This is a genomic window from Synechococcus sp. 'PEA 65AY6A-5F PE A', assembly GCF_047462575.1.
Classification (GTDB): domain Bacteria; phylum Cyanobacteriota; class Cyanobacteriia; order Thermostichales; family Thermostichaceae; genus Thermostichus.
Genome location: NZ_JAOALE010000019.1, coordinates 1 through 24,003, shown reverse-complemented (window position 1 = coordinate 24,003; position 24,003 = coordinate 1). Strand labels below are relative to the sequence as shown.

Annotated in this window: 15 protein-coding genes and 1 tRNA gene; 5 read left to right on the top strand and 11 right to left on the bottom strand. The window is 63.1% G+C overall.

The annotated features are described in order from the left end of the window. Positions 1–21: 21 nt before the first annotated feature. Positions 22–891, top strand: coding sequence for a bifunctional methylenetetrahydrofolate dehydrogenase/methenyltetrahydrofolate cyclohydrolase FolD (gene folD / locus GG26_RS07895; RefSeq protein WP_011430792.1), 870 nt, complete (start codon positions 22–24; stop codon positions 889–891). 330 nt (positions 892–1,221) lie between these two features. After that, a complete protein-coding gene (locus GG26_RS07890; RefSeq protein ID WP_414389820.1) occupies positions 1,222–3,822 on the top strand; it encodes a DUF3536 domain-containing protein in 2,601 nt (866 codons plus the stop codon). 99 nt (positions 3,823–3,921) lie between these two features. On the opposite strand, the gene GG26_RS07885 is transcribed toward GG26_RS07890, so the two are convergent. Further along, positions 3,922–3,995: transfer RNA gene (locus tag GG26_RS07885), tRNA-Pro, on the bottom strand. A gap of 115 nt (positions 3,996–4,110) precedes the next feature. On the opposite strand from GG26_RS07885, the gene GG26_RS07880 reads away from it, so the two are divergent. Next, on the top strand, positions 4,111–4,572 hold the full coding sequence (locus GG26_RS07880) for an HHL1-like protein (protein ID WP_414389817.1): 462 nt from the start codon (positions 4,111–4,113) through the stop codon (positions 4,570–4,572). On the opposite strand, the gene GG26_RS07875 is transcribed toward GG26_RS07880, so the two are convergent. The 7 genes from GG26_RS07875 to GG26_RS07845 form a co-directional block, all read right to left on the bottom strand. Beyond that, positions 4,569–5,480 carry an alpha/beta fold hydrolase gene (locus tag GG26_RS07875; RefSeq protein ID WP_011430789.1) on the bottom strand — a complete coding sequence of 304 codons (912 nt, stop codon included), beginning with the start codon at positions 5,478–5,480 and terminating at the stop codon, positions 4,569–4,571. The two genes, GG26_RS07880 and GG26_RS07875, sit on opposite strands and share 4 nt — an antisense overlap. A gap of 136 nt (positions 5,481–5,616) precedes the next feature. Next, on the bottom strand, positions 5,617–7,248 hold the full coding sequence (locus tag GG26_RS07870) for an alpha-D-glucose phosphate-specific phosphoglucomutase (protein WP_099883769.1): 1,632 nt from the start codon (positions 7,246–7,248) through the stop codon (positions 5,617–5,619). A gap of 77 nt (positions 7,249–7,325) precedes the next feature. Further along, on the bottom strand, positions 7,326–12,059 hold the full coding sequence (locus GG26_RS07865; RefSeq protein WP_414389812.1) for an alpha-2-macroglobulin family protein: 4,734 nt from the start codon (positions 12,057–12,059) through the stop codon (positions 7,326–7,328). A 51-nt stretch (positions 12,060–12,110) separates the two neighbouring features. Further along, positions 12,111–13,337 carry a type II secretion system F family protein gene (locus GG26_RS07860; protein WP_414389809.1) on the bottom strand — a complete coding sequence of 409 codons (1,227 nt, stop codon included), beginning with the start codon at positions 13,335–13,337 and terminating at the stop codon, positions 12,111–12,113. A gap of 160 nt (positions 13,338–13,497) precedes the next feature. Then, on the bottom strand, positions 13,498–14,640 hold the full coding sequence (locus tag GG26_RS07855) for a type IV pilus twitching motility protein PilT (RefSeq protein WP_099834829.1): 1,143 nt from the start codon (positions 14,638–14,640) through the stop codon (positions 13,498–13,500). A 160-nt stretch (positions 14,641–14,800) separates the two neighbouring features. After that, positions 14,801–16,882, bottom strand: coding sequence for a GspE/PulE family protein (locus tag GG26_RS07850; protein ID WP_414389806.1), 2,082 nt, complete (start codon positions 16,880–16,882; stop codon positions 14,801–14,803). A 156-nt stretch (positions 16,883–17,038) separates the two neighbouring features. Further along, positions 17,039–18,676 carry an acetolactate synthase large subunit gene (locus tag GG26_RS07845; protein ID WP_011430783.1) on the bottom strand — a complete coding sequence of 546 codons (1,638 nt, stop codon included), beginning with the start codon at positions 18,674–18,676 and terminating at the stop codon, positions 17,039–17,041. A gap of 178 nt (positions 18,677–18,854) precedes the next feature. On the opposite strand from GG26_RS07845, the gene GG26_RS07840 reads away from it, so the two are divergent. Beyond that, entirely contained in the window at positions 18,855–19,907 is a 1,053-nt protein-coding gene (locus GG26_RS07840; RefSeq protein WP_414389804.1) for a dipeptide epimerase, read from the top strand. After that, positions 19,907–20,968 (top strand): DUF1611 domain-containing protein, encoded by a 1,062-nt coding sequence (locus tag GG26_RS07835; protein WP_414389801.1) that lies wholly within the window; start codon positions 19,907–19,909, stop codon positions 20,966–20,968. Before GG26_RS07840 ends, GG26_RS07835 begins: the two co-directional genes overlap by 1 nt. A gap of 2 nt (positions 20,969–20,970) precedes the next feature. Here GG26_RS07835 and lpxB read toward each other — a convergent pair whose 3' ends face one another. The 3 genes from lpxB to fabZ all read right to left on the bottom strand — a co-directional run bounded on the left by lpxB (position 20,971) and on the right by fabZ (position 23,843). Continuing rightward, entirely contained in the window at positions 20,971–22,161 is a 1,191-nt protein-coding gene (lpxB, locus tag GG26_RS07830) for a lipid-A-disaccharide synthase (RefSeq protein WP_099813040.1), read from the bottom strand. After that, positions 22,158–23,069 carry an acyl-ACP--UDP-N-acetylglucosamine O-acyltransferase gene (lpxA, locus tag GG26_RS07825; protein WP_414348434.1) on the bottom strand — a complete coding sequence of 304 codons (912 nt, stop codon included), beginning with the start codon at positions 23,067–23,069 and terminating at the stop codon, positions 22,158–22,160. The genes lpxB and lpxA overlap by 4 nt, the downstream gene beginning before the upstream one ends. A gap of 273 nt (positions 23,070–23,342) precedes the next feature. Then, positions 23,343–23,843: a 3-hydroxyacyl-ACP dehydratase FabZ gene (fabZ, locus tag GG26_RS07820; RefSeq protein ID WP_011430776.1), complete on the bottom strand. Its 501-nt coding sequence runs from the start codon at positions 23,841–23,843 to the stop codon at positions 23,343–23,345. Positions 23,844–24,003: the final 160 nt, after the last annotated feature.

The window sequence follows — 24,003 nt, the reverse complement described above, 5'->3', positions numbered from 1 at the left end:
AAGATGTCTTCTGGGGCCCCCATGTCTGCCAAGATCCTGGATGGCAAAGCCTTGGCTGGCCGGCTGCAAGCCGAGATGGCCGCTCAGGTGCAAGCTTGGCTGCCGCGGGTGGGGCGTCCGCCGGGATTGGCGGTGCTGCGGGTGGGGGAGGATCCCGCCAGTGCTGCCTATGTGCGCGGCAAAGAGCGGGCCTGTGAGCGAGTGGGCATTGCCTCCTTTGGCCGCCATTTTTCCGCCCAAGACTCCCCCGCCCATCTGCTCGACGCCATCGCCCAACTCAACCAGGACGAGCGCGTCGACGGCATCCTCGTGCAACTGCCTCTGCCCCCCGGCTGGGATCCCATCCCGCCCCTTCTGGCCATCGACCCCGCCAAAGACGTGGACGGTCTCCACCCCCTCAACCTGGGCCGGCTAGTGCGCGGCGAGCCCGGCCTGCGCAGTTGTACGCCTCTAGGTGTGATGCGCCTGTTGCAAGCGGAAGGGATCCCCATTGCCGGACGAAAAGCGGTGGTGGTCGGCCGCAGCCTCCTGGTGGGCAAGCCCCTGAGCCTGATGTTGTTGGCCGCCGACGCAACGGTTACCGTGGCCCACTCCCGTACACCCAACCTGGCCGAAGTAACCCGCAGTGCCGACATTGTGGTCATGGCTGTAGGGCGTCCTCGCTTGCTCACGGCAGACATGGTGAAGCCGGGCGCCGTGGTTGTCGATGTAGGCATTAACCGTATCCAAGACCCTGACGGATCTGAGCAGTTGGTGGGAGATGTGGACTACGAAGCGGTCAAAGAGCGGGCCGCTGCCATCACGCCTGTACCAGGCGGCGTGGGGCCGATGACGGTGACGATGCTGCTGGCCAACACCCTGGAAAGCTACAAGCTTCGCAGCCACCTGTAGCCTGGAAGCTGTCCTCAAAATCCATGAACAACTGCCAATGGCCGGCCACCAGGAGGGAGCCTTGGAGACATCAGTGAGGCTTTTTGTATAGCTTGTTACTCCGAGTGGCAGTGAGATCGGGTCATCTTCGGGCTTGCTCAAGAGTCTTCGCTGGGGGAACGCAAGAAGATTGCTAAGCAATAGTTATTCGCCGTCAAATTTTTGTCCAAGTCCTTTACGTTGACAGTCGCAGATCGGGGATCGCTGTAACGTATGGATATGAACTTAGGTTAACTAGCAGCCCGTCTCCCCAGAACTGAAGCTCCGAGGGCGGGCAAGGAGTAGGGTCTCATGCTGCCGAGTGGCTCCAAAAACGCCTCTATGCCGGCGGCCGAATCAGGGCAAGGGGATCCGGCTCCCTTTTTAGCTGATGCTAGCTCTCCGCCTCCGCGAGCTACAACCACCGCTCCCTACGTGGTGCTGCACGGTCATTTCTACCAGCCGCCGCGGGAGGATCCCTGGCTAAGCCGCATTGAGCGCCAGCCCAGCGCTGCCCCCTTCCACGACTGGAACGAGCGCATTCTGGCGGAGTGTTATCGTCCCAACGCCTTTGCCCGCATCCTGGACGAGCAGGGGCGGGTGGTGCGCATTGTCAATAACTACGAATTCTTGAGTTTTAACTTTGGCCCCACTCTCCTCTCCTGGTTGGAGGAGCACGATGTTGAAGTGTACCAACGCATCTTGACTGCCGACCGCCTCAGCGCCGAGCGGCTGGAGGGGTATGGCAATGCCATCGCCCAGGTCTACAACCACGTCATCCTGCCCTTGGCCAACGAGCGGGACAAGTACACCCAGATCCGCTGGGGGATTGCCGATTTCCAGCATCGCTTTGGCCGCTTTCCCGAAGGCATGTGGCTGGCGGAAACCGCTATCGATGCAGCAACGGTTAAGGCCTTAGTCGACTGCGGGATCCGCTTTGTCATCTTGGCACCCAGCCAGGCGCAGCGCATTCGTCCTTTGGGGCAAACGGAATGGATCGATGTCAGCCAGGGCCAGATCGATCCCAGCCGGCCCTATCGCTGCTTTACCCCCGACCGAGGCGGCTACCTAGATGTTTTTTTCTTTGACGGCCCCATCTCCCGCGACCTTGGCTTTGGCGATATTGCCTACAGCACCCAGGCGCTGGCGGAGCGGCTCCAGTTGGCTATTCGCCCTGGCCGAGAAGTCCAACTCGTCAACTGTGCCACGGATGGCGAGACCTTTGGCCACCACAAACGCGGAACCGAGCGTACCCTGGCCTATGCCTTCTGCGAGGAGTTTCCCCGCCGAGGCTGGCAAGTGGGCAACTACGCCCATTTCCTCAGCCACCACCCTCCCACCTGGGAGGTGCAACTAAAGCCAGTTACTGCCTGGAGCTGTGCCCATGGGGTGGGGCGGTGGTCACGGGACTGTGGCTGTGGGGCAGTGCCTGGCTGGCACCAACGCTGGCGGCAACCGCTGCGGGAGGCCCTCAACTGGCTGCGGGATCAGTTGGCCGAGATCTACGAGACGGAGGCTAAGGCCTACCTGCGGGATCCCTGGCTGGCTCGGGATCGCTACATCGAGGTGATCTTGGATCGGGAGCGCTGCGAGGCATTTTTGCAGGAGCACCAAAGCCACCGCCTCACTGCCGAAGACCGGGTGCAGGTGCTGCGCCTGTTGGAGATGCAGCGCTACAGCCAACTGATGTTCACCAGTTGCGGCTGGTTCTTTGAAGAACTCGCTCGCCCTGAGGGGGTGCAAATCCTGCGCTATGCGGCGCGGGCCATTGAGTTGGCAGCGGCTGCCACCAAGGTGGATCTGGAGGAGGAGTTTCTGCTTCGCCTAAGCAAGGCCCCCAGCAACCTCGAACTCTACAAAGACGGCCGAGGAGTTTACCAAGCTTTGGTGCGCCCCCGCCGGGTTAGCCCGCAGCGGCTCGTGGCCCAGCACGCCATGCTTTCCCTGGTCAACGGCATGCCCCGAGCCCCCGGATATATGCTGGAGCCGGTGGATCAGGAGCGCCTAGCTATAGGGGGATCCACGCTGCTGGTTGGGCGGGTGAAGCTCTCTTTTCCCACCACCTCTGAAGAGCACGACCTCATCTACGCTCTACTCCACCTGGGCGGCTGGGACTTTCAATGTGGCGTCAAGCCGTTTACAGGGCGGCGCAGCTACGAGCAGTTGAAAGCCACCCTGCTATCTGGATCCCGCAGCCGCATCCAGCTCGTCCTAACCCTGCAAGAGCTGCTGGGACCGGAAACCTTCGACCTCAACGCCCTGATTGAGGAAGACCGGCAGCAGATGCTGCGCTGGCTTACCCAGGACACGTTGGAGCGCTTGGCCCAGCTCTATCGCCAAACCTACCTGGAGAATTACGGGGTTTTGATGGCTTTTCGGGCCGATGGCCTGCCGATCCCGGAAGAGCTGTTGGCCGCCGCCCAGATTACCCTCAACCAGCGCCTATTGAGCAGCTTACGGGCCATGGAAATAGAAGAGGGCAAGCGGGATCACCTGCTGGAGTTGCGGGCAATCGCCCGCGAGGCGGAGCAGTTGGGGTGTCAGTTGCGGCGGGAGGAGGCGGCCCGGGTTTTGGATCGGCTCTTGCAGCGGGGGATGTGGCACCTTGCCCACGATTTTGAGCCGGAGAGCTTTGGCGAACAGCTCCACAACCTGGAGGAGTGGCTAAAACTAGCTGACGATCTGCGCCTGCCCATCAACCTGGATCGCCTCCAGGAGCTCTACCTGCTGGGTCTGGAACGGCAGAGAGAACTTCAACTGCATCTGGCTGAAGGGAGCGCGAGCGGCCCAACCCACCTTCGAGAAGAAGGCCAGGAGATCCCTGGCGAAACCTTGCGCCGCCTCTTCCAGCTTGGGCAGCGGCTCCGCGTTAACGTCAACGCCTGGCTGCGTCACCTACAACCCCACCAGTGATCTGAGTGCCGCAGGCTGCGCTTTTGCCCCTCTGCTGCCCAAGGGGAAGAGGGCCTTAGGCTCGAAGGATGGCCGTTGCCCCGCATTTTCCTGAATCTATCGGGATGACAGGATTCGAACCTGCGACCCCTTCGTCCCGAACGAAGTGCGCTACCAAGCTGCGCTACATCCCGAGGAGCAATCCAAATCCAAGGCTTTGTAAGTATAGCATGCCATGCATGGCATCTTCCCGCGGGCGGGAGTCGTTCTGCGCTAAGCTATGGGGATCCACCGTTGCCCTACTGGAGTATGAGTCAGCCCAAGGGTTTCAGCCAATCCAAGCCAGAGAAGAAACTGGCCAAGGCCAACACGGCCAAGCGCAAGGAAGCCGCCAAACGCTACGACGAGCTGAAAGCCAAGGGGATGCCGGAGTTCGCCATTTTTGCCCGGCGCCGCCAAGCTGAGCCCGGCAAACCCAACCCCTGGCTGCCCGTGGGATCCCTGGCGGTCAGTCGCTCCAGCGCCATCCACCAGGCCATCTTCCAAAACGAGGAAGAGCTCAAAAAAGCAGCCGTCCGCCTCTTTCCCCGTCTTAGCAAAGTCAAAGACGAGCTGGAGTTTGGCTTTCGCCTTAAGGACAAAGAGTTTCAAGACGAGCCCATTCAGGTGGCAGTTCGGCCCCAGCCTTCGCCCCTTCAGAGCTGGATAGACAGGGTGCGCAAGTGGCTGGGCCTGGGCAAAAGAACTACCCAAGCCTCCAAGAAAGGCTAAGCCGTGGCAAAGGCTTTGGGTAGCCAGCTCAAAATCAAGGGGTTGACAATCTCTGGGCGCTCGTCGTGGGGGCAATGGCCCGTATCGGGAAGAGGGAAAAATTGGTAGTCGATCCCCTGCACATGGTTTTGAAAGCCGCGACCCCGCTGAATAGGCGTCCAGGGATCCCGTTCCCCCCAAATCACCAGCAGCGGACAGCGCACCTGGGGCAGCAACGCTTCCGGCGTAGGGCCAGGGGGAGCCGTGAGAACAGCGGCAAACACCTGCTGCGCTCCCGGCTCACAGGAAGGGGCGTAGAGGATCTCCACCAGCTCGTCAGTGATGGCGGCAGGGTTGCAGTACACCTGTTTCAGAGTGGCGCGGATCCGCTGCCGCTGCCGCACCCAATCAAACAGAAGGGGCCCCGTGACCGGCGAGGCCACCAGAGCAGTGAAGGTGGCCATGAAAAGGCGGGCCAGCGGGCTGAGCTCGTGGGAGCGGTGGTTGAGACCGCCGGCACAGTTGAGCAGCACGGCTCCAGCAACAAGCTGGGGATAGCGGGCAGCCATGAGCAAGCTGAGCAAGGCGCCGATAGAGTTGCCGATGAACACCGCCGGCTGCCGCACATGCTGCCGCCAAAAATCCGCCAGCAGCTCGGCCCACAGCTCCAGACTGTAGGCAAGGGCCGGCTTGGCCGAGCCGCCAAACCCCAGCAAATCCAAAGCATAGACCCGGTATCCCGCCGCCGCTAGCACAGGGATGTTGTGCCGCCAGTGGCCAATGGAGGCCCCAAAGCCATGCACCAAAATCAGTGGGGAGCCAGATCCCTGGACGACGTAGCGAATGGCGTGACCCCGCCAGCTCCAGGTTTGGGGAGCAAAAGGGGCAATGGGATCGGCTGCCAAACTCGCAGGAGGAGCAGTGAACACAGACAGAAAAAAGATGTGGAGGCGTTGTGGAAGGGTCCCCACCTCCTCATCCTACCGCCACTCTCGAGCGTCTTTCTCTGCCGGCCATTGCCCCCAATCCCTCCCCCCAGAGAGATCTAGCTTCTCGGCAGAACTCTCAGGTGATCACATCCGGCTGCTGCCGACCGGTGCGGGCGCGGATCTGGGCGAAGTGATCCGCCAGTTGGATCAGCTCGGCCAGGGCCACCTGGGGATCCAGGCCGTGCCGGCTGGGATCCGGCTCAAACCGCTCCAAGTACACCCGCAGGGTGGCCCCGTGGGTGCCGGTGCCGGAAAGGCGGTAGACGATGCGGGAGCCGTCCTCAAAGCCGATGCGGATCCCCTGGTTGCGGCTGGTGCTGCCGTCCACGGGATCGGTGTAGCTGAAGTCATCGGCATAGGCTACTGTTTGGGAGCCAAAGCGCTGCCCCACCCAGCTTGCCACGGAGCGCCGCAAGTGCTCCATCAGCTCCTCGGCCACCTCCACCGGTAGCCCCTCGTAGTCGTGGCGGGAGTAGAAGTTGCGCCCGTAGGTGCGCCAGTGGTCTTCCACAATCTGCCGCACCGACTGGCGCCGCACGGCGAGGATGTTGAGCCAAAAGAGGACAGCCCAGAGGCCGTCTTTTTCCCGGATGTGGTGGGAGCCGGTGCCGAAGCTCTCCTCGCCGCAGAGGGTAACTTTGCCGGCATCCAGGAGGTTGCCAAAAAACTTCCAGCCGGTAGGCGTCTCGTAGCAAGGGATCCCCAGCTTGGCCGCCACTCGGTCTGCCGCCTGGCTGGTGGGCATGGAGCGGGCGATCCCGGCCAGCCCCTCCCGGTAGCCGGGCACCCGGTGGGCGTTGGCGGCCAACACCGCCAGGCTGTCGCTGGGGGTCACGTAGAAGCGGCGGCCCAGGATCATGTTGCGATCCCCATCCCCGTCGGAGGCGGCGCCGAAATCCGGCCCATCTTCTCGAAACAGCAGCTCCACCAGGGCGCGGGCATGCACCAGGTTGGGATCCGGGCGGCCGCCGCCAAAGTCCGGCAGCGGCTGGCCGTTGAGGACGCTGCCCTGGGGCGCCCCTAGAGCTCCCTCCAGGATGGCGTGGGCATAGGGGCCGGTGACGGCGTGCATGGCGTCGAAAGCGATGCGAACCCCGGAGGCCAGGTAGTCGCGGATGGCGTCGAAATCAAACAGGCGCTGCATTAGGCCTAGATAGTCGGCCACCGGGTCGATGACGGAAACCGTCAGGGATCCCAGCCGCTGCTCCCCCAGGCGATCCAGGTCCACATCCGGGGCTTGCAGGATGCGGTACTCCCGGATCTGCTGGGTGCGGGCGTAGATGGCCTCGGTCACCTTCTCCGGGGCAGGGCCGCCGTTGCCGATGTTGTACTTGATACCGAAGTCTCCCTGGGGGCCGCCGGGGTTGTGGCTGGCGGAGAGGATGATGCCGCCGTAGGCCCCGTATTTGCGAATTAAGCAGGAAACCGCTGGCGTGGAGAGGATCCCCCCCCGGCCCAGCAGTACTCGCCCGATGCCGTTGGCTGCTGCCATCTTGAGCAGGATCTGGATGGCTTCCCGGTTGTAGTAGCGGCCGTCTCCGCCCACCACCAGGGTTTGGCCGGCGGATCCCTCGAGGACGTCAAAGGTGGATTGGATGAAGTTCTCCAGGTAGTGGGGCTGCTGGAACACCTGCACCGGCTTGCGCAGGCCGGAGGTGCCCGGCTTTTGGTCGGGAAAAGGGATGGTGGCCACGGTGCGCAGGATCATAGGCTGCCCAACTCTGCTCGCCCCTCTACTATCTCATCGTTGGGGCCTCTAGGGAGGATCCCTGGGCAGCTTCAAGCTCAGGGCAGGACTTTGAGCGCCTGGCCAGCGCTGCGGCCATAGCGGCTGGGATCGTACATCTCCTCGACAAGGGCAGGGGCCACCTGGAATTGGCCAGGGATCTCGGGACGGAAGAGGTAGACGAACTCGTGGCGGCCCCGCTTGAGCTCGGTGCTGAAGAAGGCCACCCGGTCGTCCCGGTTCTCTTGATGGGCCCAAAACCAGTCCCACCAGTAGTCGGCGGCAAGCCCTCGCGGATCCCGGGAGGTGATCTCGGCGCCGCTGGGCAAGGGATCCTCGATCACCACGTAGTGGCTATCCCGCTCAGCTTCCACCGTCAGCCGGGCCAGGAGCACCTCGCCCGCCCGCACCGCCTCGCCGGGGCGCAGGAGCTGTTCCCGGTAGCGGATCTCGCCATTGGCTTGGGGCTGGGGCTGTAGGCGGAAGTAGCGGCGGCTCACCGTGAAGCCCTGGCTGTCGGGGGGCGGCAGCTCCGGCAGAAAGGCCTCTCCCCGCAGGCTGTAGTAGAGGGGGCCGGGGCCGGATTTTTCCAGGCGCAGGCGGCGCAGGTTACTCACTTCGGCGTCGTCCCAGTCCAGCACCTGGCGAGGATCCTGAGGACCGGCCTGCCACTGGGCCAGTTGCGCCCCGCTTACCCCATCTTGCACCCGCACCTGGCGGGGGCCAGGCTGTTGCTGTTGCTGGGCTTGGTAGTGGGCCACCAGGCCCAGGAGGGCGTCGGCGGTGGCTTTGGTGGTGCGCCAGCGGTTGTCCTGCCGTTGCTGGAGAAGGGCGGTGGCGATCTCCCCGGCGCGGCCATCCTGGAGGCGCACGGCCAGTTGCAGGAGGGGCCCGGCCACCTCCAGGTCGTCGTAGGTGGGGCGTTCCCCGGCTGGCGGAGCGGAGGCGGCAGGAATAAACCAGCGGCCCTGGGGATCCCTTTGTCGCCGTTGCAGACCTTCCTCCAGAGCCGCCTGGGCGAGATCCCGCTGGCCCCGTTGCAGGGCGGCCAGGCCGCGGTAGGCCAGGCCAAAGGTGGAAAGCTGCGGCGGCGGCGGCAGCTCGGCAGTCACCAGCGCCGGATCCCAGAGGGCCAGGCTGTAGGCCACAAAGGCCCGCAGATCGGGGGAGAGGCGTTGGAACGGCTGCCCAGCCAGATACTCCAAAGCCCGCCGCACCCGCCACTCCTTGAGGGCGTAGCCGGCGGCCTGGGCGAGATGATAGCCCTGCAGGATGTAGGCGGTCAGATAGGGGTTGCTGGTGTCGTAGGCCCACCAGCCCCAGCCGCCGTCGTAGTTCTGGGATTCCTCCAGCCGCTGCAGGCCGGCCCGAACCACCCGCGGCAGCCGCTCCAGGGTGGGCAAGCGCAAGCTGAGGCCCAACTGCTCGCCGGCCTGGGCCACCGCCAAGGCGGGCAAAAAGCGGCTCAAAGTCTGCTCGGTGCAACCGTAGGGGAACTGCACCAGGTAGTCCAAGGGCCCCAACAGCTCCGCTGCGGGGCTGGCGGCCAGTTCCAGATGCAGGTGTCGGGATCCCGGCACCCAGGTGGCCGGCCAATCCAAAGGCAGCTCAAGGCCATCCTCCTGCAGCCGCCCCGTTTGGAAGAAGCGGTGCACTGCCCCTAAGGGCTGACTGGGGATCCGCAGTTGCAGCGCATCCTGCAGCCCCTCCCCTTGTGCCCAAACCCGCAGGGGGGTCTCGCCGGCCCCCAGCACCCGCAGGGGCCATTCCACCCGCTCCGCCCTCTGGGCCGGCACGGTAAGGCGTTGTCGATCCGGGCCTTGCAACGCCAAGTTGGCGGGCACTTCCAGCCCCACCTCCACCGCCTGGGCTTTTGTGGTGCGATTTTGCACAACAGCGGCCAAGGTGAGTTGATCCCCCACCTGGAAAAAGCGAGGGGTGGCCAGGCGCACCAAGAGGTCTTTGCTGACGGCGACGCTGGCCAGGGCGGATCCCACCTGGGTGTCGGCGGTGGCGGCGCGGGCAGTCAAGCGCCAGGTGGTCAGGTTATCCGGCCAGCGCACCTCTACCTGGGCCAGGCCATCGGCGTCGGTAACCAGATCCGGGAACCAGGCAGCCGTGTCGCGAAAGTCTTCCCGCACCTGGCCGGCCAGCTTGTCGGCGCCGCCGGGATATTGTTGCGGGAAAGAGGTGGTGGTGGTGACTTGGTTGTCCTGGCGCCCGTAGAAGAAGCGGCGGATATCGGGGGTAAAGTCGGGCCGGAGCAGGTAGAGGGCATTGTCCACGATCCCCAGCCCCACCTCGGCGCTGACCGGCTGCCCTTGGGCATTGCGGGTGCGGATTTGAATTCGGGCCGTCTCCCCCGGCTGGTAGGTGGGCTTATCCGTCTGCAGCTCCACCTGCAAAAAGCGATCCAGCGGCGAGACCCGCAGCAGCGCCTCGTTCTGGTACAGCCGCCGCTCTGGGCCAACGACAGTGGCGGTGACGTAGAGGTTGGGGCGATACTCCTCCCGGATGGGCAGGCGCAGGGTGGCCGTATGCCCCTGCAGGCGCAGCAGTTGTACCTGGTGCAGCCGGGATCCCTCCAGGCCCACCAGCACCGGCAGATCCGGCAGCGGCGAGGCGATCAGGATCTGGGCCTCTTCCCCCACTTCGTAGATCTGGCGATCCGCCACCACCTCCAGGCTGGGCAGGGATCCCCACCTTTGCAGGGGGCTGCCCGGCTCCACCACCCAGAGATAGTCCACCTCCTGCACCCGTTCGCGCCAGCGGTGCGGAGCACTTTGACGGCGGGGATCCCATGCCGTCAACCGCACCCGGTAGTCTCCCGGCTCCAGGTCGGCGGGCAGGTGGAGGTCGAGGCTGCCTTCCCCGTTGACAATCTGAAAAGGCTGCCGCAGCAGGGTACCTTGCCGTTGGTAGGTGCTGCTCTTGGGATCCCAGCGCCAGCGCTCCAGGCTCAGCTCTCCGGTGGCGCTGACGGGGCGGCCATCGTAATCGCGGGCTTGCAGCCGGTAGGTGAGGGTATCCCCCGGAGCGGGCAGGTGGCGGTTCACTTCCGCAAACAGAGCAAATTCGCCAGCCGTGACCCAGGCCCGCGCCGATCCTGTTACCGTCCGGCGGCTGATATCGGTCACCTCCACCTCGATGCGCAGTTGCTGCACCTCTTGGGGGCCCCAGTAGCTGTCTTCTTGCCAGTTGAGATCCTGCAGCAGGCGATCCAGGCGAAACTCCGCCCGCCCTTGGGCATCCGTCACCCCTTCCCCTTCCGCCACCAACTGGCCGTAGCCGCCGTAGTAGGCCGGTTCCTCTCCCAGGTCATTGGCAAAATAGTCTTCTGCCGCAGAACGGGGCAACAGCCCGTAGCGCAGGCTCCAGTCGGGGCTGCTGTAAACCCGATAGCGCAACTGGGCCTGGGCCACCGGCGCGCCGAAAAGATACTCGGCCTCCACCTGAGCCTTCAGGGATCCCCCCCGCACCAGCCAAGGCCGGTCGGGCACCACCGTCACCTCAAACTCCGGTTTGCGGTAGGCTGCCACCCCAAAGTCGGTGGACTCGCGGCTGGATCCCTGGAACTGCCACTCTAGGCTGTAGCTGCCCAGGGGGGTTTCTTCCGGCAATTGAAACTGCCCGTGGACGCTGCCGAAAGCGTTGGTGGCCAGGGTCTGCTCCTCCAGCACATCGCCGTTGGGAGCGGCGAGGGTTACTTGCAGCGGCTGGCCTGCCGGGGGCGGGGTGAGGCGGCCTTGCTCCCGCACCAGGGCGCGAAAATAGACCGTCTGGCCGGGGCGGTAGAGGGGGCGGTCTGGGTAGGCGTAGATGCGGTACGGCTGGTTCCAGCCGTAGGTGTAGCTGCGGGACAAAACCTGCAACGTGTTGTCGGCGCTGCGGCCATAGACCACCAACGAGGATCTCTCCCCCGCCGGCAAGCTAAACTGGGCCAGCCCCTCCTCGTCGGTGGTGGCCGTCAAGGGATCCCCCCACTCCCCAAAAACTTGGATCTGGATCCCCGGCAGAGGACGCAATTCCTGCAAATGCACCGCCTGCACCACCAACTGGCTGGCATCCTGTTTCTGGATTAGGCCCAGGTCGCTTACCAAAAGCCACTCCTCAGAACGGGGCAAAGGTGCACTCGGGTTCAGCGGCTCCTGTCCTTCCGCCTCCAGCCAGTAGGCCCCCGGCGGCAGGATCCCCAGATCCAAGGTGCGGGTCACCTCTTCTCCCCCCAGCGGCTGCTGCCAACGGCGCAGCAGCTCTCCTCGCAGGGTGGAATACAAATCCGGATCCAGGGATCCGTAGCCGAGGGCCAAATTCCGCAAGCGAGGGGATCCCTCCAGATCGGCCAGGGAAAAGCGGTAAACGGCAAACTGCACCGCCCTCAAGCCACTGGCCCTCCACTCCAGCCGCGCCGGCTCGGCGGTCGTGAACACCTGGCTGGTGCTGTAGAGGTAGAGGCTGGGGGGCAGAAGCTGCGGGCGCAGGAGAGGAGCAGAAGCTACTGACCCTTCCCGCACCTGCACAGGCCTCTCGCTGAAGACGGTTTCCAGGCCGGATCCCCGCACCGTCACCCGGTATTCCCCAACGGGCAATTGATCCAAGCGATACTCGCCCTCCGCAGACGGGCTGACGCTGCGGCTCACCGGGCCGGCGGCAATCACCTGGACGTTCCCCGGCGCCACCCCTGCCGGCAGCTCCACCCGCCCCGTCAGGGATCCCGTCGGCGGCTCCGACAGCAAAACCGCCAGCCCCACGGCCAAGAACACCCCCAGGGCCACCAACCAGCGCCGCAGCATGGGATCCCTTCCTCCTCCCTATGTGTCCTGGTTGCCCTGGGGACGGGGTCGCTACTTCACCAGCTCGAACACGTTGAACATCGGCAGGTACATGGCCACGATGATGCAGCCCACCATCCCCCCCAAGATCACGATCATCAGCGGCTCCAGCAGGCTGGTGAGGGCGCGCACCGCCTCCTCCACCTCCAGCTCGTAGAAGTCCGCCGTCTTCATCAGCATGGCATCCAGCTCCCCCGTCTCTTCGCCCACGCTGATCATCTGGATGGCCATGATCGGGAAGACCTTGGCCTTATCCAGGGCCGGGGCGATCTGGCCCCCTTCCGAGATGGATTGGCGGGCGGCGTCGATGGCGTTGGCCACCACCTGGTTGCCGGAAGTGTCGCGCACAATTTCCAACGAAGTCAGCACCGGCACCCCAGAGCGGGTCAAGGCCCCAAAGGTGCGGCAAAAACGGGCCACCGCCGACTTCTGGATCAGATCCCCGAAAATGGGCAGCTTGAGGGCCAGCGCGTCGATGGTCTCCTTGCCGGCGGGGGTGCGATAAAAGCGGCGGAAGGCAAAGAAGACCGCCACCAGAAAGCCCACCAGGCCCAAGCTGTACTGGGGTGTGCGCAGGAACTTGCTGACGTTGATGAAAAACTGGGTAAAGCCGGGCAGCTCCCCCCCCAAGTCGTTGTAGATGCTCTCAAACGTGGGCAAGATGAAGAGCACCATGCCCAAGAAAATCAAGACAGCCAAGATCGTCACCACCACCGGGTAGGTCATGGCTGACTTGATCTGCTTCTGCAGGCGATCCATGTCCTCCAGCAGCTTGGCCAGGCGGTTGAGCACTTCGTCCAGCACGCCGCCCACTTCCCCTGCCTGCACCATGCTGCAGTAGAGGCTGTCGAAAGCATCTGGATAGGGGCGGATGGAGTCGGAGAGGTTTTTCCCCGCCTCCACCTCTGCACGGATGGCCCTCAGGTATTTTTTGAGCTTGCGGTTGCCAGTCTGCTCCTCCATGATGGTGAGAGAGCGCACCATCGACACGCCGGCGTTGATCAGGGCAGCAAATTGCCGCGAGAACACCGCCTTGTCCCGAATGTCGATGGATCCCAGCATCGAGAAATCAAAAGAGGTCTCCAGCGAGAAAAAGGGCTTTTCTTCCTGAATGTCCTCTGGCTTGGCAAAAACGCCCTCTCGGCGCAGCCGTGCACGCGCCTCGGTCAAGTTGTTGGCCACCACCGTCAGGCGTACCGGCTGACCGGCCTTTAACCCCCGAACCTTGTAGCGCGGCATAGCTTACCCCCGATTCAAACTCATGATGAGAGGGTTCGAGTTGTGGGATCCAGCCCCCGAACTTTGGGCAACTAACTTTCTCAGCTAGAGCTTAGCCACAAATTGAGGCGGCGGCCAGAGATCGGCAAGAAGACCTCACCCCGGGACGCGGCGCTGCGGCTCAACGACGGACGGCAACCCCCGCTGGACGCTGGTGTTGAGCTGCCGCGGCTGGCGAGGGCCCGGCAACGTTGCCCAACAGCCGCTGCAACTCCTCAGGGCGAGAGGTCTTGGACATGGCCGTCTCGAAGTCGATCTTGCCCTGCAGGTAGAGGTTGGCCAGATCCTGCTCCAGGGTCTTCATGCCCTGCTTGCCGCCCGTCTGGATGGCCGAGTAGATCTGGGCGGTCTTGCCCTCCCGAATCAGGTTGGCAATGGCCGGCGTCACCACCATGATCTCTTGCACCAGCACCCGCCCGGGCTCTCCCGGCTTGGGGTTGAGGCGGCGGGCCAAAGTTTGCGAGAAGACGGCCTTGAGGGAGTTGGAGAGCTGCACGCGGATCTGCTGCTGCTGCTCCGGCGGGAACACGTCCACCAGGCGATCCACCGTCTGGGCGGCAGAGCTGGTGTGGACCGTGGCAAAGCAGAGGTGGCCGGTCTCGGCGGCGGTGATGGCCAACTGGATGGTTTCCAGATCCCGCATCTCCCCGATCAGGATCACATCCGGATCTTCCCGCATCGCCGCCCGCAGGGCATTGGCAAAGCTCTTGGTGTCTTCGCCCAACTGCCGCTGGTGGATGATGCTGCGGATGGGAGTGTAGATGTACTCGATGGGATCCTCGATGGTGAGGATGTGCTCGGCCCGCTCGCGGTTGATGAAGTCGATGATAGCGGCCAAAGTGGTGGACTTGCCGGATCCCGTCGGGCCGGTCACCAACACCAGGCCCCGAGGCAGACGGGCCATCTCCTTACACACATCCGGCAGGCCCAGCTTGTCGATGTTGGGGATCTCAGAGGCCAGCGCCCGCATGGCGCAGGCGTAGGTGCCGCGATCCCGGTAGACGTTGACGCGGAAGCGCCCGATCCCGCGCACGCCGTAGGAGCAGTCCAACTCCCAGTTCTGCTCCAGGTGTTTGCGCTGGGTGTTGTTCAACATGCTGAAAATGAGCCGCTGCACCTCCTCAGGGGTGAGGGGCTCGTGCTCGGTTGGCTGGAGTTCGCCATTGATGCGGAAATAGGGGGGCAAACCGGCTGAGATGTGGATGTCAGAACCGCCCCTGCGGACGATTTCTTCCATCAGGTCTTCGATCATGAGTTGTGGCATAGGGCTGGTGTCTCCAATCGGTAAGCTGAGTCAGGCTGGGTTCGACCTAGGAGTTGTCGATGAAAAACCCTTCTAAAGCCGGGCTAGAGGCAACCCTCCAGGACTCGTATAGGACTGTTATAATCAGCACCTTGGCGGCGTCAAGAGCCAGGCGCCTTGCCTAAAACTTCGGCGTCAGGCAGTAGGGGCAATCCATCCAGTCTACCTGCAGGGCGGCGCCACAGTTGCGGCAGGTGCTAAGGGCCTTGGCACGGGCCTTCAGCTCCGTTTCCAAACCCTTGTCGGTGAGGATAACCCGATCTACCTCCTCCAGCGTGGTCAGGCCCTGCTTTACCAGCATCAAGCTGTAGGCGAGCAGGGTTTTCATGCCGCTTTCGACAGCGGCTTCCTTGATGACCTCCGTGGGAGCCCCCTTGTTGATCAACTCGGCCAGGCGGTCGTTCATGCGCATGAACTCGTACACCCCCACGCGGCCTTTGTAGCCCACGCCCCCACATTTCTCGCAGATGGGCTTGCCGGTGGCTTTGCGCTGCTCGATCTCTTTGGGGGAGAGCTTGTTGGCTTTGTAGAAGGTGAGCTGTTCGCCGTCGCCGCTGAGGCTGAGGCCATAGCGGGCCAACTCCTCGGATGTGGGGTGGTACGGGATCCGACACTCGGTACATACCCGACGCATCAAGCGCTGGGCCAGCACCCCCAACAGCGAGCTGGAGATCATGAACGGCTCGATCCCCATCTCCGTCAGACGGGCGATGGCACCGGGGGCATCGTTGGTGTGCAGGGTGGTCAACACCAGGTGGCCGGTGAGGGAGGCTTCGATGGCGGTTTTGGCCGTCTCGTGGTCGCGGGTTTCCCCCACCAGGATCACATCCGGGTCTTGCCGCAAGAAAGCGCGCAGGATCATGGCAAAGTCCATGCCCTTTTCGCGGATCACCTGCACCTGGGTGATCCCCGGCAGGGAGTATTCGATGGGATCCTCGGCGGTGCTGATGTTGATGCCGGGATCGTTCACTTCTGCCAGCGCCGAGTAGAGGGTGGTGGTTTTCCCGGATCCGGTGGGCCCGGTTACCAAGATCAGGCCAAAGGGTCGCCTGACAACCTCCTTGAAGCTGGCCAGGGTCTCTGGGTCGGTGATCAGCTTGTCCAGGCCGAGCTGGGTGGCGGAGTTGTCCAGAATCCGCAGCACGATCTTCTCCCCGTAGCGGGAGGGCAGGGTGCTGACGCGGAAATCCACCTTGCGCCCCTTGAAGACCCGCCGGATCCGCCCATCCTGGGGCATGCGCCGCTCGGCAATGTTCAAATTGGACATGATTTTGAAGCGAGCGGTAAGGGCAGGGACGATCTTCTTGGGAAAGTTTTCAAAAGCCTGCCGCAACACCCCATCTTTGCGGAAGCGGATGCGCAGGTATTCTTCTTGTGGCTCGATGTGGATGTCGGACGCCCCGTCCTGCAGGGCCTTGACCAGGATCTGGTTGGACAGTTTAATAATCGGGGCATCGTCTGCCGATTTGAGCTGCTGCTCCAGGGATCCCTCGCCGGCCTCATCGGCAGCCACATCCTCAATAGCATCCAGATCGATTTCGGCAGTGTTGACCACCACCTCTTCTTCCTGTTGGGCAGCAGCCGCCTGTTGAGCAGCAGCCGCGTCGTTGATCCCCTTGATGGCCAGCAGCTCCGCCTGCACATCCATGTAGCGGTTGATCAGGGCGTCGAAATCCCGCTGGGTGAAGACCCGCCGCTGCAGCTTCAGCCCCTGGATGCGGAAGCGCCGCTGGATGTCGTCCAGCGCCTGCAGGTTGTCCGGCCTGACCATCGCCACCAGCACTTGGTTGTCTTGGCGGCGGATGGGCAAGAACTTGTAGCGGTTGCAGATGTCGAGAGGCAAGAGCGAGTCGATGAGCCCGATCATCTCCGAGATCTCCACCGGCTCCAAATCGATGTCGAGGGGGGGGATCCCGTAGATGATTTTCAGCTCAAAGAGCTGCTGCCGCTTGTAGGCCCGCTCCAGGTCAGGGGTGATCTCTTTGCCGACAATCTCTTTGACCACCAGGGCTAGGGCCTTGCTGCCCCCTTCGCGATCGGCTTTGAGGGCGTTTTGGATGTCCTGGATTTGCTTATCGTCGGCAAAGCCCAGCTCTTTGAGCTTGCGGCCGAAAGGAGTGATGCTGACGTTGGCAATGGCCAGGGCTTTGCTGGCAGCGCCGGCGCGGCGCGAGGTAAAGGGAGGGGAAGGAAGATCGCTCATGCTGGCGGGTCACCCACAATGCCTCTATTTCACTGCACTTGGCTGCTAAGGGTCAACGGTAAAGATACATAAGTCTGGACTGCCCAGAGGCCGCCAACCCTGGGCTTACTATGCCCCAACTCGGCTCAAATCTCGCATTCACATCCATCTCGTCCCCTAAGTCTCGCAGACCAGCGCTTGCGACCGCTGGGTCAAGTAAAGATTTTCGCCGTAATCGACAGGGCAGTCGATGAGGGTGGGCACCGGCTGCTCGAGGGCCTGCTTCAGGATGGGGATCAGGTCGGCAGCCTTTTCGACGCGGTAGCCCTTGAGGCCCATGCTCTCCGCCAGCTTAACGAAGTCTGGATTGCCGAACTTGACGAAAGCAGCCTCGCCATACTGGTTGTGTTGCTTCCACTCGATCAGCCCATAGCCGCCATCGTTGAAGATGAGGGTGACAAAGGGGGTGCCCACCCTGAGGGCAGTTTCCAGCTCTTGGCAGTTCATCATGAACCCCCCATCTCCGGTCACGGCCACAACGCGCCGGTCAGGATGCACCAGTTTGGCGGCCAAGGCCCCCGGAATGGCGATGCCCATGGCGGCAAAGCCGTTGGAGATGAGACAGGTGTTGGGTTTGTCACAGTGGTAGAGGCGGGCCATCCACATTTTGTGGGCGCCGACATCGGAGATGACGATGTCTTCGGGTTCCAGGACTTGGCGCAGGTCGTAGATCAGCTTTTGGGGCTTGATCGGGTAGCTCTGATCCTGGGCATAGCAGGTGTACTCGCGGACGATGTTCTGCCGCAGGCTGATGCCATAGGGATCCGGCTTGCCCGTGCGATCGCAGCGGCGCAGGATCTCCATCAGGGAGTCGGAAATGTCTCCCACCACCTCTACTTGCGGGATGTAGCTGCTGTCGATTTCAGCCGGCAGGGCGGCGATGTGAACGATGGGGATGGTGCCGTCGGGGTTCCATTTCTTGGGGGAGTATTCGATGAGGTCGTAGCCGACGGCGATCAGCAGATCGGTGCGGTCGAAGCCACAACTGATCAGATCCCGCTGCTGTAGGCCAACGGCCCACAAGGACAAGGGGTGGGTGTAGGGGATCACTCCTTTGCCCATGAAGGTGTTGACCACGGGGATGTTCAAGCGGGTGGCAAATTCCGTGAGGGCGCTGCTGGCTTGGGCGCGAATGGCTCCATTGCCGGCCAAAATCAAGGGGTTGCGGGCGCGGGAGATCAGGGAGGCCGCTTCGTTCAGGCTTTGATAGGAAGCGTAGGTTTTGTCCAGGCGATCTCTCCTCAAGGGAGTGCCGCTGGCTTCCATGGCGGCAATGTTTTCCGGCAAGTCGATGTGGACGGCTCCCGGCTTCTCGGTTTGGGCCAATTTGAAAGCCTTGCGCACGATCTCCGGGGTGATGCTGGGGCGCACGATCTGGGCATTCCACTTGGTGACGGGGGCAAACATGGCCACCAAATCCAGGTATTGATGGGATTCGATGTGCATGCGGTCGGTGCCGACTTGGCCGGTGATGGCCACTAGGGGTGCTCCGTCCAGGTTGGCATCGGCAACTCCGGTCATCAGGTTGGTGGCGCCCGGCCCCAAGGTGGAGAGACACACCCCCGCTCTGCCCGTCAGCCGGCCATAGACATCGGCCATGAAGGCGGCCCCCTGTTCGTGGCGGGTGGTGATAAAGCGAATTGAGGAGCGGCGCAGGGCTTGCAGGACTTCCAGGTTTTCTTCGCCAGGAACGCCGAAGATGTACTGCACCCCCTCATTTTCCAGGCAGCGAACCAGCAGTTCGGCGGTATTCATGGTGGCAAGGGTATGGAGAACGGTGGATCTGGATCCCACCATAGACGGCGGACGGGGCAAGGGATAACTTGTTTTCTGGGCTTGGGGACGGGGGCAGGCTGGGCTGGGAACCAAGCTAAGCTCAAAGGGACGGCCCAGGCCCAATTGCCCCTCCAAGCTTCTTCTTCTGGAGATGCCCATGCGGCTCTACGTCGAACCTTTCACCGTTCACAAGCGCTACGCCTTGACCATCAGCCGAGGTACCCACAGCGATACAACCTTGGCTTGGGTGCGAATTGAGGAGGAGGGAATTGAAGGGTGGGGAGAGGCTTGCCCTTTTTCGGTGAGCGACGATTGCCACCAGTCTCTGGACGACATCCTGATGGGCTTGGACGTGGCCAAAGGGATCCTGCGCCGCCATTCCCCCTGGGAGCGCCAGCCAATCGAGGCAGAACTGCTGCGGGCCGGGATCCCTTCGGCAGCGCGGGCAGCGGTGGATATGGCCCTGCACGATTGGATGGGCAAACGGCTGGGGAGGCCCCTGTGGCAGTTGTGGGGGCTGGATCGCTCCCGCATTCCGCCCACGACGATGACGATCGGCATCTCCACCCCGCAGGCGGCCCGCCAGCGCGCCTTGGCCTGGATGGAACAGACCCAAGCGCGGGCCTTTAAGATCAAGCTGGGCAGCGACTCGGGGCTGATGGCGGATCAGAACATGCTGATTGCTGTACAAGAGGTGATCCCGCTGGGATCCCTGATTACGGTAGATGCCAACGGCGCTTGGACGGTGGAGCAAACCCTGAGCATGAGCAACTGGCTGGCGGGGCAAGGGGTGAGCTACCTGGAGCAGCCTTTGGAGAGGGGGCAGGAAGCAAAGCTGATCACCCTCTGGCACGAGTCGAAGCTGCCCATTTTTGTGGATGAGAGCTGTATGGACAGCCGCGATATCCCCCCTCTGGTGGATCGCGTCCACGGGATCAACATTAAGCTGATGAAGTGCGGAGGCCTCAGCGAAGCCTGGCGCATGATCCACACCGCCAAAGCCCACGGCCTACAGGTGATGTTGGGCTGCTACAGCAACACAGCTCTGGGGAATACGGCGGCAGCCCACTTGGCTCCCCTGGTGGATTACCTGGACTTGGATAGCCACCTCAACCTCACCGACGATCCCTTCGCCGGGGCCATCCTGCAGGAGGGCTGCCTGCTCCCCACCGACCGACCGGGCTTGGGGGTAGAGCTGCGGGAGGAATAATGGGAAGGCCGGAATCCCTGTCCAGCGAAAGTCGCGTGGCCATCCTGCTCCACGGGGGATTGCTGGGGGAGCATGGGAAAACGGGGCTGGGGCTGCTGCGCTACGGCTCCTTCCCGGTGGTGGCGGTGATCGACCGGGAGCAGGCGGGGGGATCCCTGGCCCATCTGACCGGAATTGCCAAAGACATTCCCATCGTGGCCTCGGTGGAGGAGGCGCTGGCCCACCGGCCTGAAATTCTGGTGATTGGGATCGCTCCTTCCGGCGGCCAGCTGCCCCCGGAGTGGCGGGAGGAGCTGTGCCAAGCCCTGCAAGCCGGCTTGTCTTTGGTGAACGGTCTGCACACCCCCCTAGCGGAAGATGCCCAGTTGCGGCAGTGGCTGCAGCCGGGAGCCTGGATCTGGGACATTCGCCGCGAACCCCCCAACCTGTCGGTGGGGAAAGCCCTGGCCCGCACCCTGCCCTGTAAACGGGTGTTGACGGTGGGCACCGACATGAGCGTGGGCAAAATGTCCACCAGCCTAGAGCTGCACCGGGCCAGCCTGAGGCGGGGCCTGCGCTCCCGCTTTTTGGCCACCGGACAAACCGGGATCCTCATCAGCGGCGATGGGATACCCCTGGATGCGGTGCGGGTGGACTACGCCAGCGGCGCTGTGGAGCAACTGGTGTTGCGCTATGGATTTGACCACGACATCCTGCACATCGAAGGCCAGGGATCCCTGCTCAACCCCGCCTCTACAGCAACCCTGCCCCTGTTGCGGGGATCCCAGCCCACCCACTTGATCTTGGTCCACCGAGCTGGGCAAACCCACATCAAAGGGATGGACTACGTACCCATCCCTCCCCTGCGTAAGGTCATCGAGCTGTACGAACAGGTGGCCAGAGCTGCCGGCGCCTTTGCCCCCGTGCCGGTGGTGGGGGTGGCCCTCAATACCTTCGGTTGGGAGGAGGAAGCCGCCCTGGCCCAGATCCGCCAGGTGGAAGTGGAGACCGGGCGGCCCTGTACCGACGTGGTGCGCTTTGGGGCGGATCCCCTCTTGGATGCCATTCTCTCGACAGGCTAGCCTCAGGGATCTCCCTTAGGGCGAGTTTCGCTGTCGAGCACTTCCAGGATGGCCTTGGCGGCGCGGGCCAAAACTCCCGGCTCCCCCAGCGCTGCCCGCATAGCAGCATAGTCGGCCTGCAGTTGGGTGCGGCGCTCGGGCCGAGTCAGCAGCTCCAAGGCCAGTTGGGCGACTCGCTCTGGCTGGGCCTCCTCCTGGAGGAGTTCCGGCACAATGGGGCGCATCAGCACCAAGTTGGGGGGAGACATAAAGGGCACCGACACCTTCAGCCAATGGCGGGCCAGCCAAAAGGTAATTGGGTTGAGGCGGTAGATCACCACCTGCGGGATCCCCAAAATGGCCGCCTCCAGGTTGACAGTTCCCGACTTGGCCAGCACCAGGTCGGCGGCCGCCAACAGCAGGTGATGCGCCTTCGGAGGCGAAGGGCGAGGCAAGAGAAGGGTGAGATCCTCCAGCCCATAGCGGCGGGCGGCTTGGGCAATCGGGGCGGCAAAGCGGGGCGAGGCCAGCGGCGCCCAAAACCGCACCTGGGGCAGGCGAGCCCGCAACAGCCGCGCTGCCTGGAGCAAGATGGGCAAAACCGAGCGCAGCTCCTGGCGGCGGGAGGCCGGCAGCAGCGCCACCACCATCGCTTCCTCAGGGATCCCTAACTCAGCCCTGGCCTGAGCGCGACCGGGTACACTCGCCAAAATATCCAGCAGGGGGTGGCCCACATAGCAAACCTGGGCACCTGCTGCGGCGTAGTAGCGGGCTTCTTCAGGGAAAATCGCCACCATCAGTCGCATCTGCTGGGCTAGCCGGTAAGTGAGGCGGCTGTTGGGCGACCACACCCATTCTTGGGGGGCAATGTAGTAAACGGCAGGGATGCGTCGCCGCTGCAACAGGCGGGCGATGCGGCTATTGATGCCGATGTAATCCACCAGGATGGCCAAATCAGGCGGGTCTTGCGCCAGGAAGCGGCGGATCTTCCACTCCGTCCATAGGGCAGGGCCGACGAAGGGGAGAGCCTCCAGAATGCCGATAGAGCTGATCTCCGTGGTGCGGTGCAACAGATTGGCCCCCGCAGCGGCCATCTCCTCTCCCCCAACTGCCGTGATGCGTAGGTGCGGGCGTTGGCGCAGCAACTCGCGGATGAGATGGCCGGCCTGCAGATCCCCGGAGACTTCTCCGGTGCAGATAAACAGATGGCTCACAGGTCGTCCTCTTCTCTGCTGCGGCGCAAGGCCGGCAGAGGGCCGCGCCGTTGGGGTTGGGAAAGGGAATCTTCCAAAAATTGCAGCAGATGGAGCAGGGATCCCGTCTCGTCCACCAGCTCTTTCCCCTGTAGGGAGAAGATGCTAGAGCCCCCCTCGCTTCGCAGACTCTCCCGCAGCGTTTGCAGCGCTTTTTCCAGGGGCAAACCGGAACGGTAGAGGAGCCGGTAGGCCTGCCGCAAGGCCGCCAGGGATCCCTCCATCCCCTTGGCTCGCCGCAACCCCACCAAGTTAAGGCCCCGGATGCGGGCCGGGTGCCCCTCCACCAACATGTAAGGCGGCACGTCGCGATCCACCCGGCTCATGGCCCCCACCATAGCCAGGCGCCCCACACGGGTAAACTGGTGGATCCCGACCATGCCGCCGATGCGCGCCTGCGACTCAATGTGAATGTGGCCAGCCAGGGAGACAGCGTTGGTGATCACCACCTGATTTTCGATGACGCAGTTGTGGGCGACGTGGACGTAGGCCATCAGCAGGTTGTGATCGCCGACCACCGTCGCTTCCCCTTCATTGGTGGCTCGGTTGATGGTGACGAACTCGCGGATGCGGTTGCCCTTGCCGATCACCACCTGAGAGGGCGCGCCGCTGTACTTCAGATCCTGAGGCTCCGTGCCCAGCACCGCCCCCGGAAAAATCTGGTTGTCCTCGCCAATATCTGTCCAACCATCGATCACCACGTGGGCCCCCACCACCGTACGGGCGCCAATGCGCACATGCTCGCCGATAACCGCATAGGGGCCAACTTGTACCGTCTCGTGCAACTCAGCCTTCGGATGGATCACCGCTGTGGGATGAATCCGAACAGAGGAGTTGGGAGTGGATCCCGCTGAAGCCAACGAACTCATTTCTAACCTAGCCAGCAAATGTAGCTACGCTCCCAACCCTGCGATTAGGGCTTGCTTGGGGAGGGCACAATCCTCCACCGCTCTGCTGTGAAACTCCGACCGGGAGGTGAAAGCAGCACTTGACATGCCCCTATCCCAACACTTTAGCAGGGTCTTTCCACGCCAAGTTGCCTCCGCTGGGCTCCTCCTCGATGGGGAAAACAGATGGCCACCCCCCACTTGCCCCGCGGTTGCGGAGCGCCAAAGGCCCCGCTGCTGGCCGCTGTTGGCCCATCAATCCACCAGGGAGAACATCAGCTCCCCTTCGGTCACCAACTGTCCCCCCACCTGGGCCCGACAAAACATCTTGCCGATGCGTTTTTGCCGGATGGTGAGCAAATTGGCTGACAGCAGCAACTGATCCCCCGGCAGCACGGGGCGGCGGAAGCGAACGCCATCGATGCCGGCAAAGAGAGCCAACCGCCCAGCCACATCCGGCAACTTGGTCAACACGATCCCCCCCAACTGCGCCATGGCCTCGACGATCAGAACGCCGGGCATGATCGGTCGGTTGGGGAAGTGCCCCTGGAAAAAGGGCTCGTTGAAGGTGACGTTTTTCAGGCCCACCGCCCGTTGCCCTGGTTGATACTCCACCACGCGATCCACCAGCAAAAAAGGGTAGCGATGGGGCAGGATCTCCAGGATTTGATCCGTGGTGAAGACGGGGGGAGCGGTTGCCAACTGGGCAGCTGCTTCAGCCGAGAGAAGAGGTGGAGGAGAGACATCAGAGGACATAGTAACCCACAGAGCCAGAAGACAAACCGTGAAACCGTGACGTACTCCCGCACTCATGCTGACGCATAGAGTGCAGGCTTCATGGCTTACGCCACGCTTCGCCAACAGTGACTCCTGCCCAATGGCAGGACATTTCCTGAGCTTGAAGAACGGGACGCCC

Coding starts and splice junctions, on each gene's coding strand:
- folD (WP_011430792.1), top strand. CDS start 22: ATGTCTGCCAAGATCCTGGATGGCAAAGCCTTGGCTGGCCGGCTGCAA.
- GG26_RS07890 (WP_414389820.1), top strand. CDS start 1,222: ATGCTGCCGAGTGGCTCCAAAAACGCCTCTATGCCGGCGGCCGAATCA.
- GG26_RS07880 (WP_414389817.1), top strand. CDS start 4,111: ATGAGTCAGCCCAAGGGTTTCAGCCAATCCAAGCCAGAGAAGAAACTG.
- GG26_RS07870 (WP_099883769.1), bottom strand. CDS start 7,248: ATGATCCTGCGCACCGTGGCCACCATCCCTTTTCCCGACCAAAAGCCG.
- GG26_RS07865 (WP_414389812.1), bottom strand. CDS start 12,059: ATGCTGCGGCGCTGGTTGGTGGCCCTGGGGGTGTTCTTGGCCGTGGGG.
- GG26_RS07860 (WP_414389809.1), bottom strand. CDS start 13,337: ATGCCGCGCTACAAGGTTCGGGGGTTAAAGGCCGGTCAGCCGGTACGC.
- GG26_RS07855 (WP_099834829.1), bottom strand. CDS start 14,640: ATGCCACAACTCATGATCGAAGACCTGATGGAAGAAATCGTCCGCAGG.
- GG26_RS07850 (WP_414389806.1), bottom strand. CDS start 16,882: ATGAGCGATCTTCCTTCCCCTCCCTTTACCTCGCGCCGCGCCGGCGCT.
- GG26_RS07845 (WP_011430783.1), bottom strand. CDS start 18,676: ATGAATACCGCCGAACTGCTGGTTCGCTGCCTGGAAAATGAGGGGGTG.
- GG26_RS07840 (WP_414389804.1), top strand. CDS start 18,855: ATGCGGCTCTACGTCGAACCTTTCACCGTTCACAAGCGCTACGCCTTG.
- GG26_RS07835 (WP_414389801.1), top strand. CDS start 19,907: ATGGGAAGGCCGGAATCCCTGTCCAGCGAAAGTCGCGTGGCCATCCTG.
- lpxA (WP_414348434.1), bottom strand. CDS start 23,069: ATGAGTTCGTTGGCTTCAGCGGGATCCACTCCCAACTCCTCTGTTCGG.
- fabZ (WP_011430776.1), bottom strand. CDS start 23,843: ATGTCCTCTGATGTCTCTCCTCCACCTCTTCTCTCGGCTGAAGCAGCT.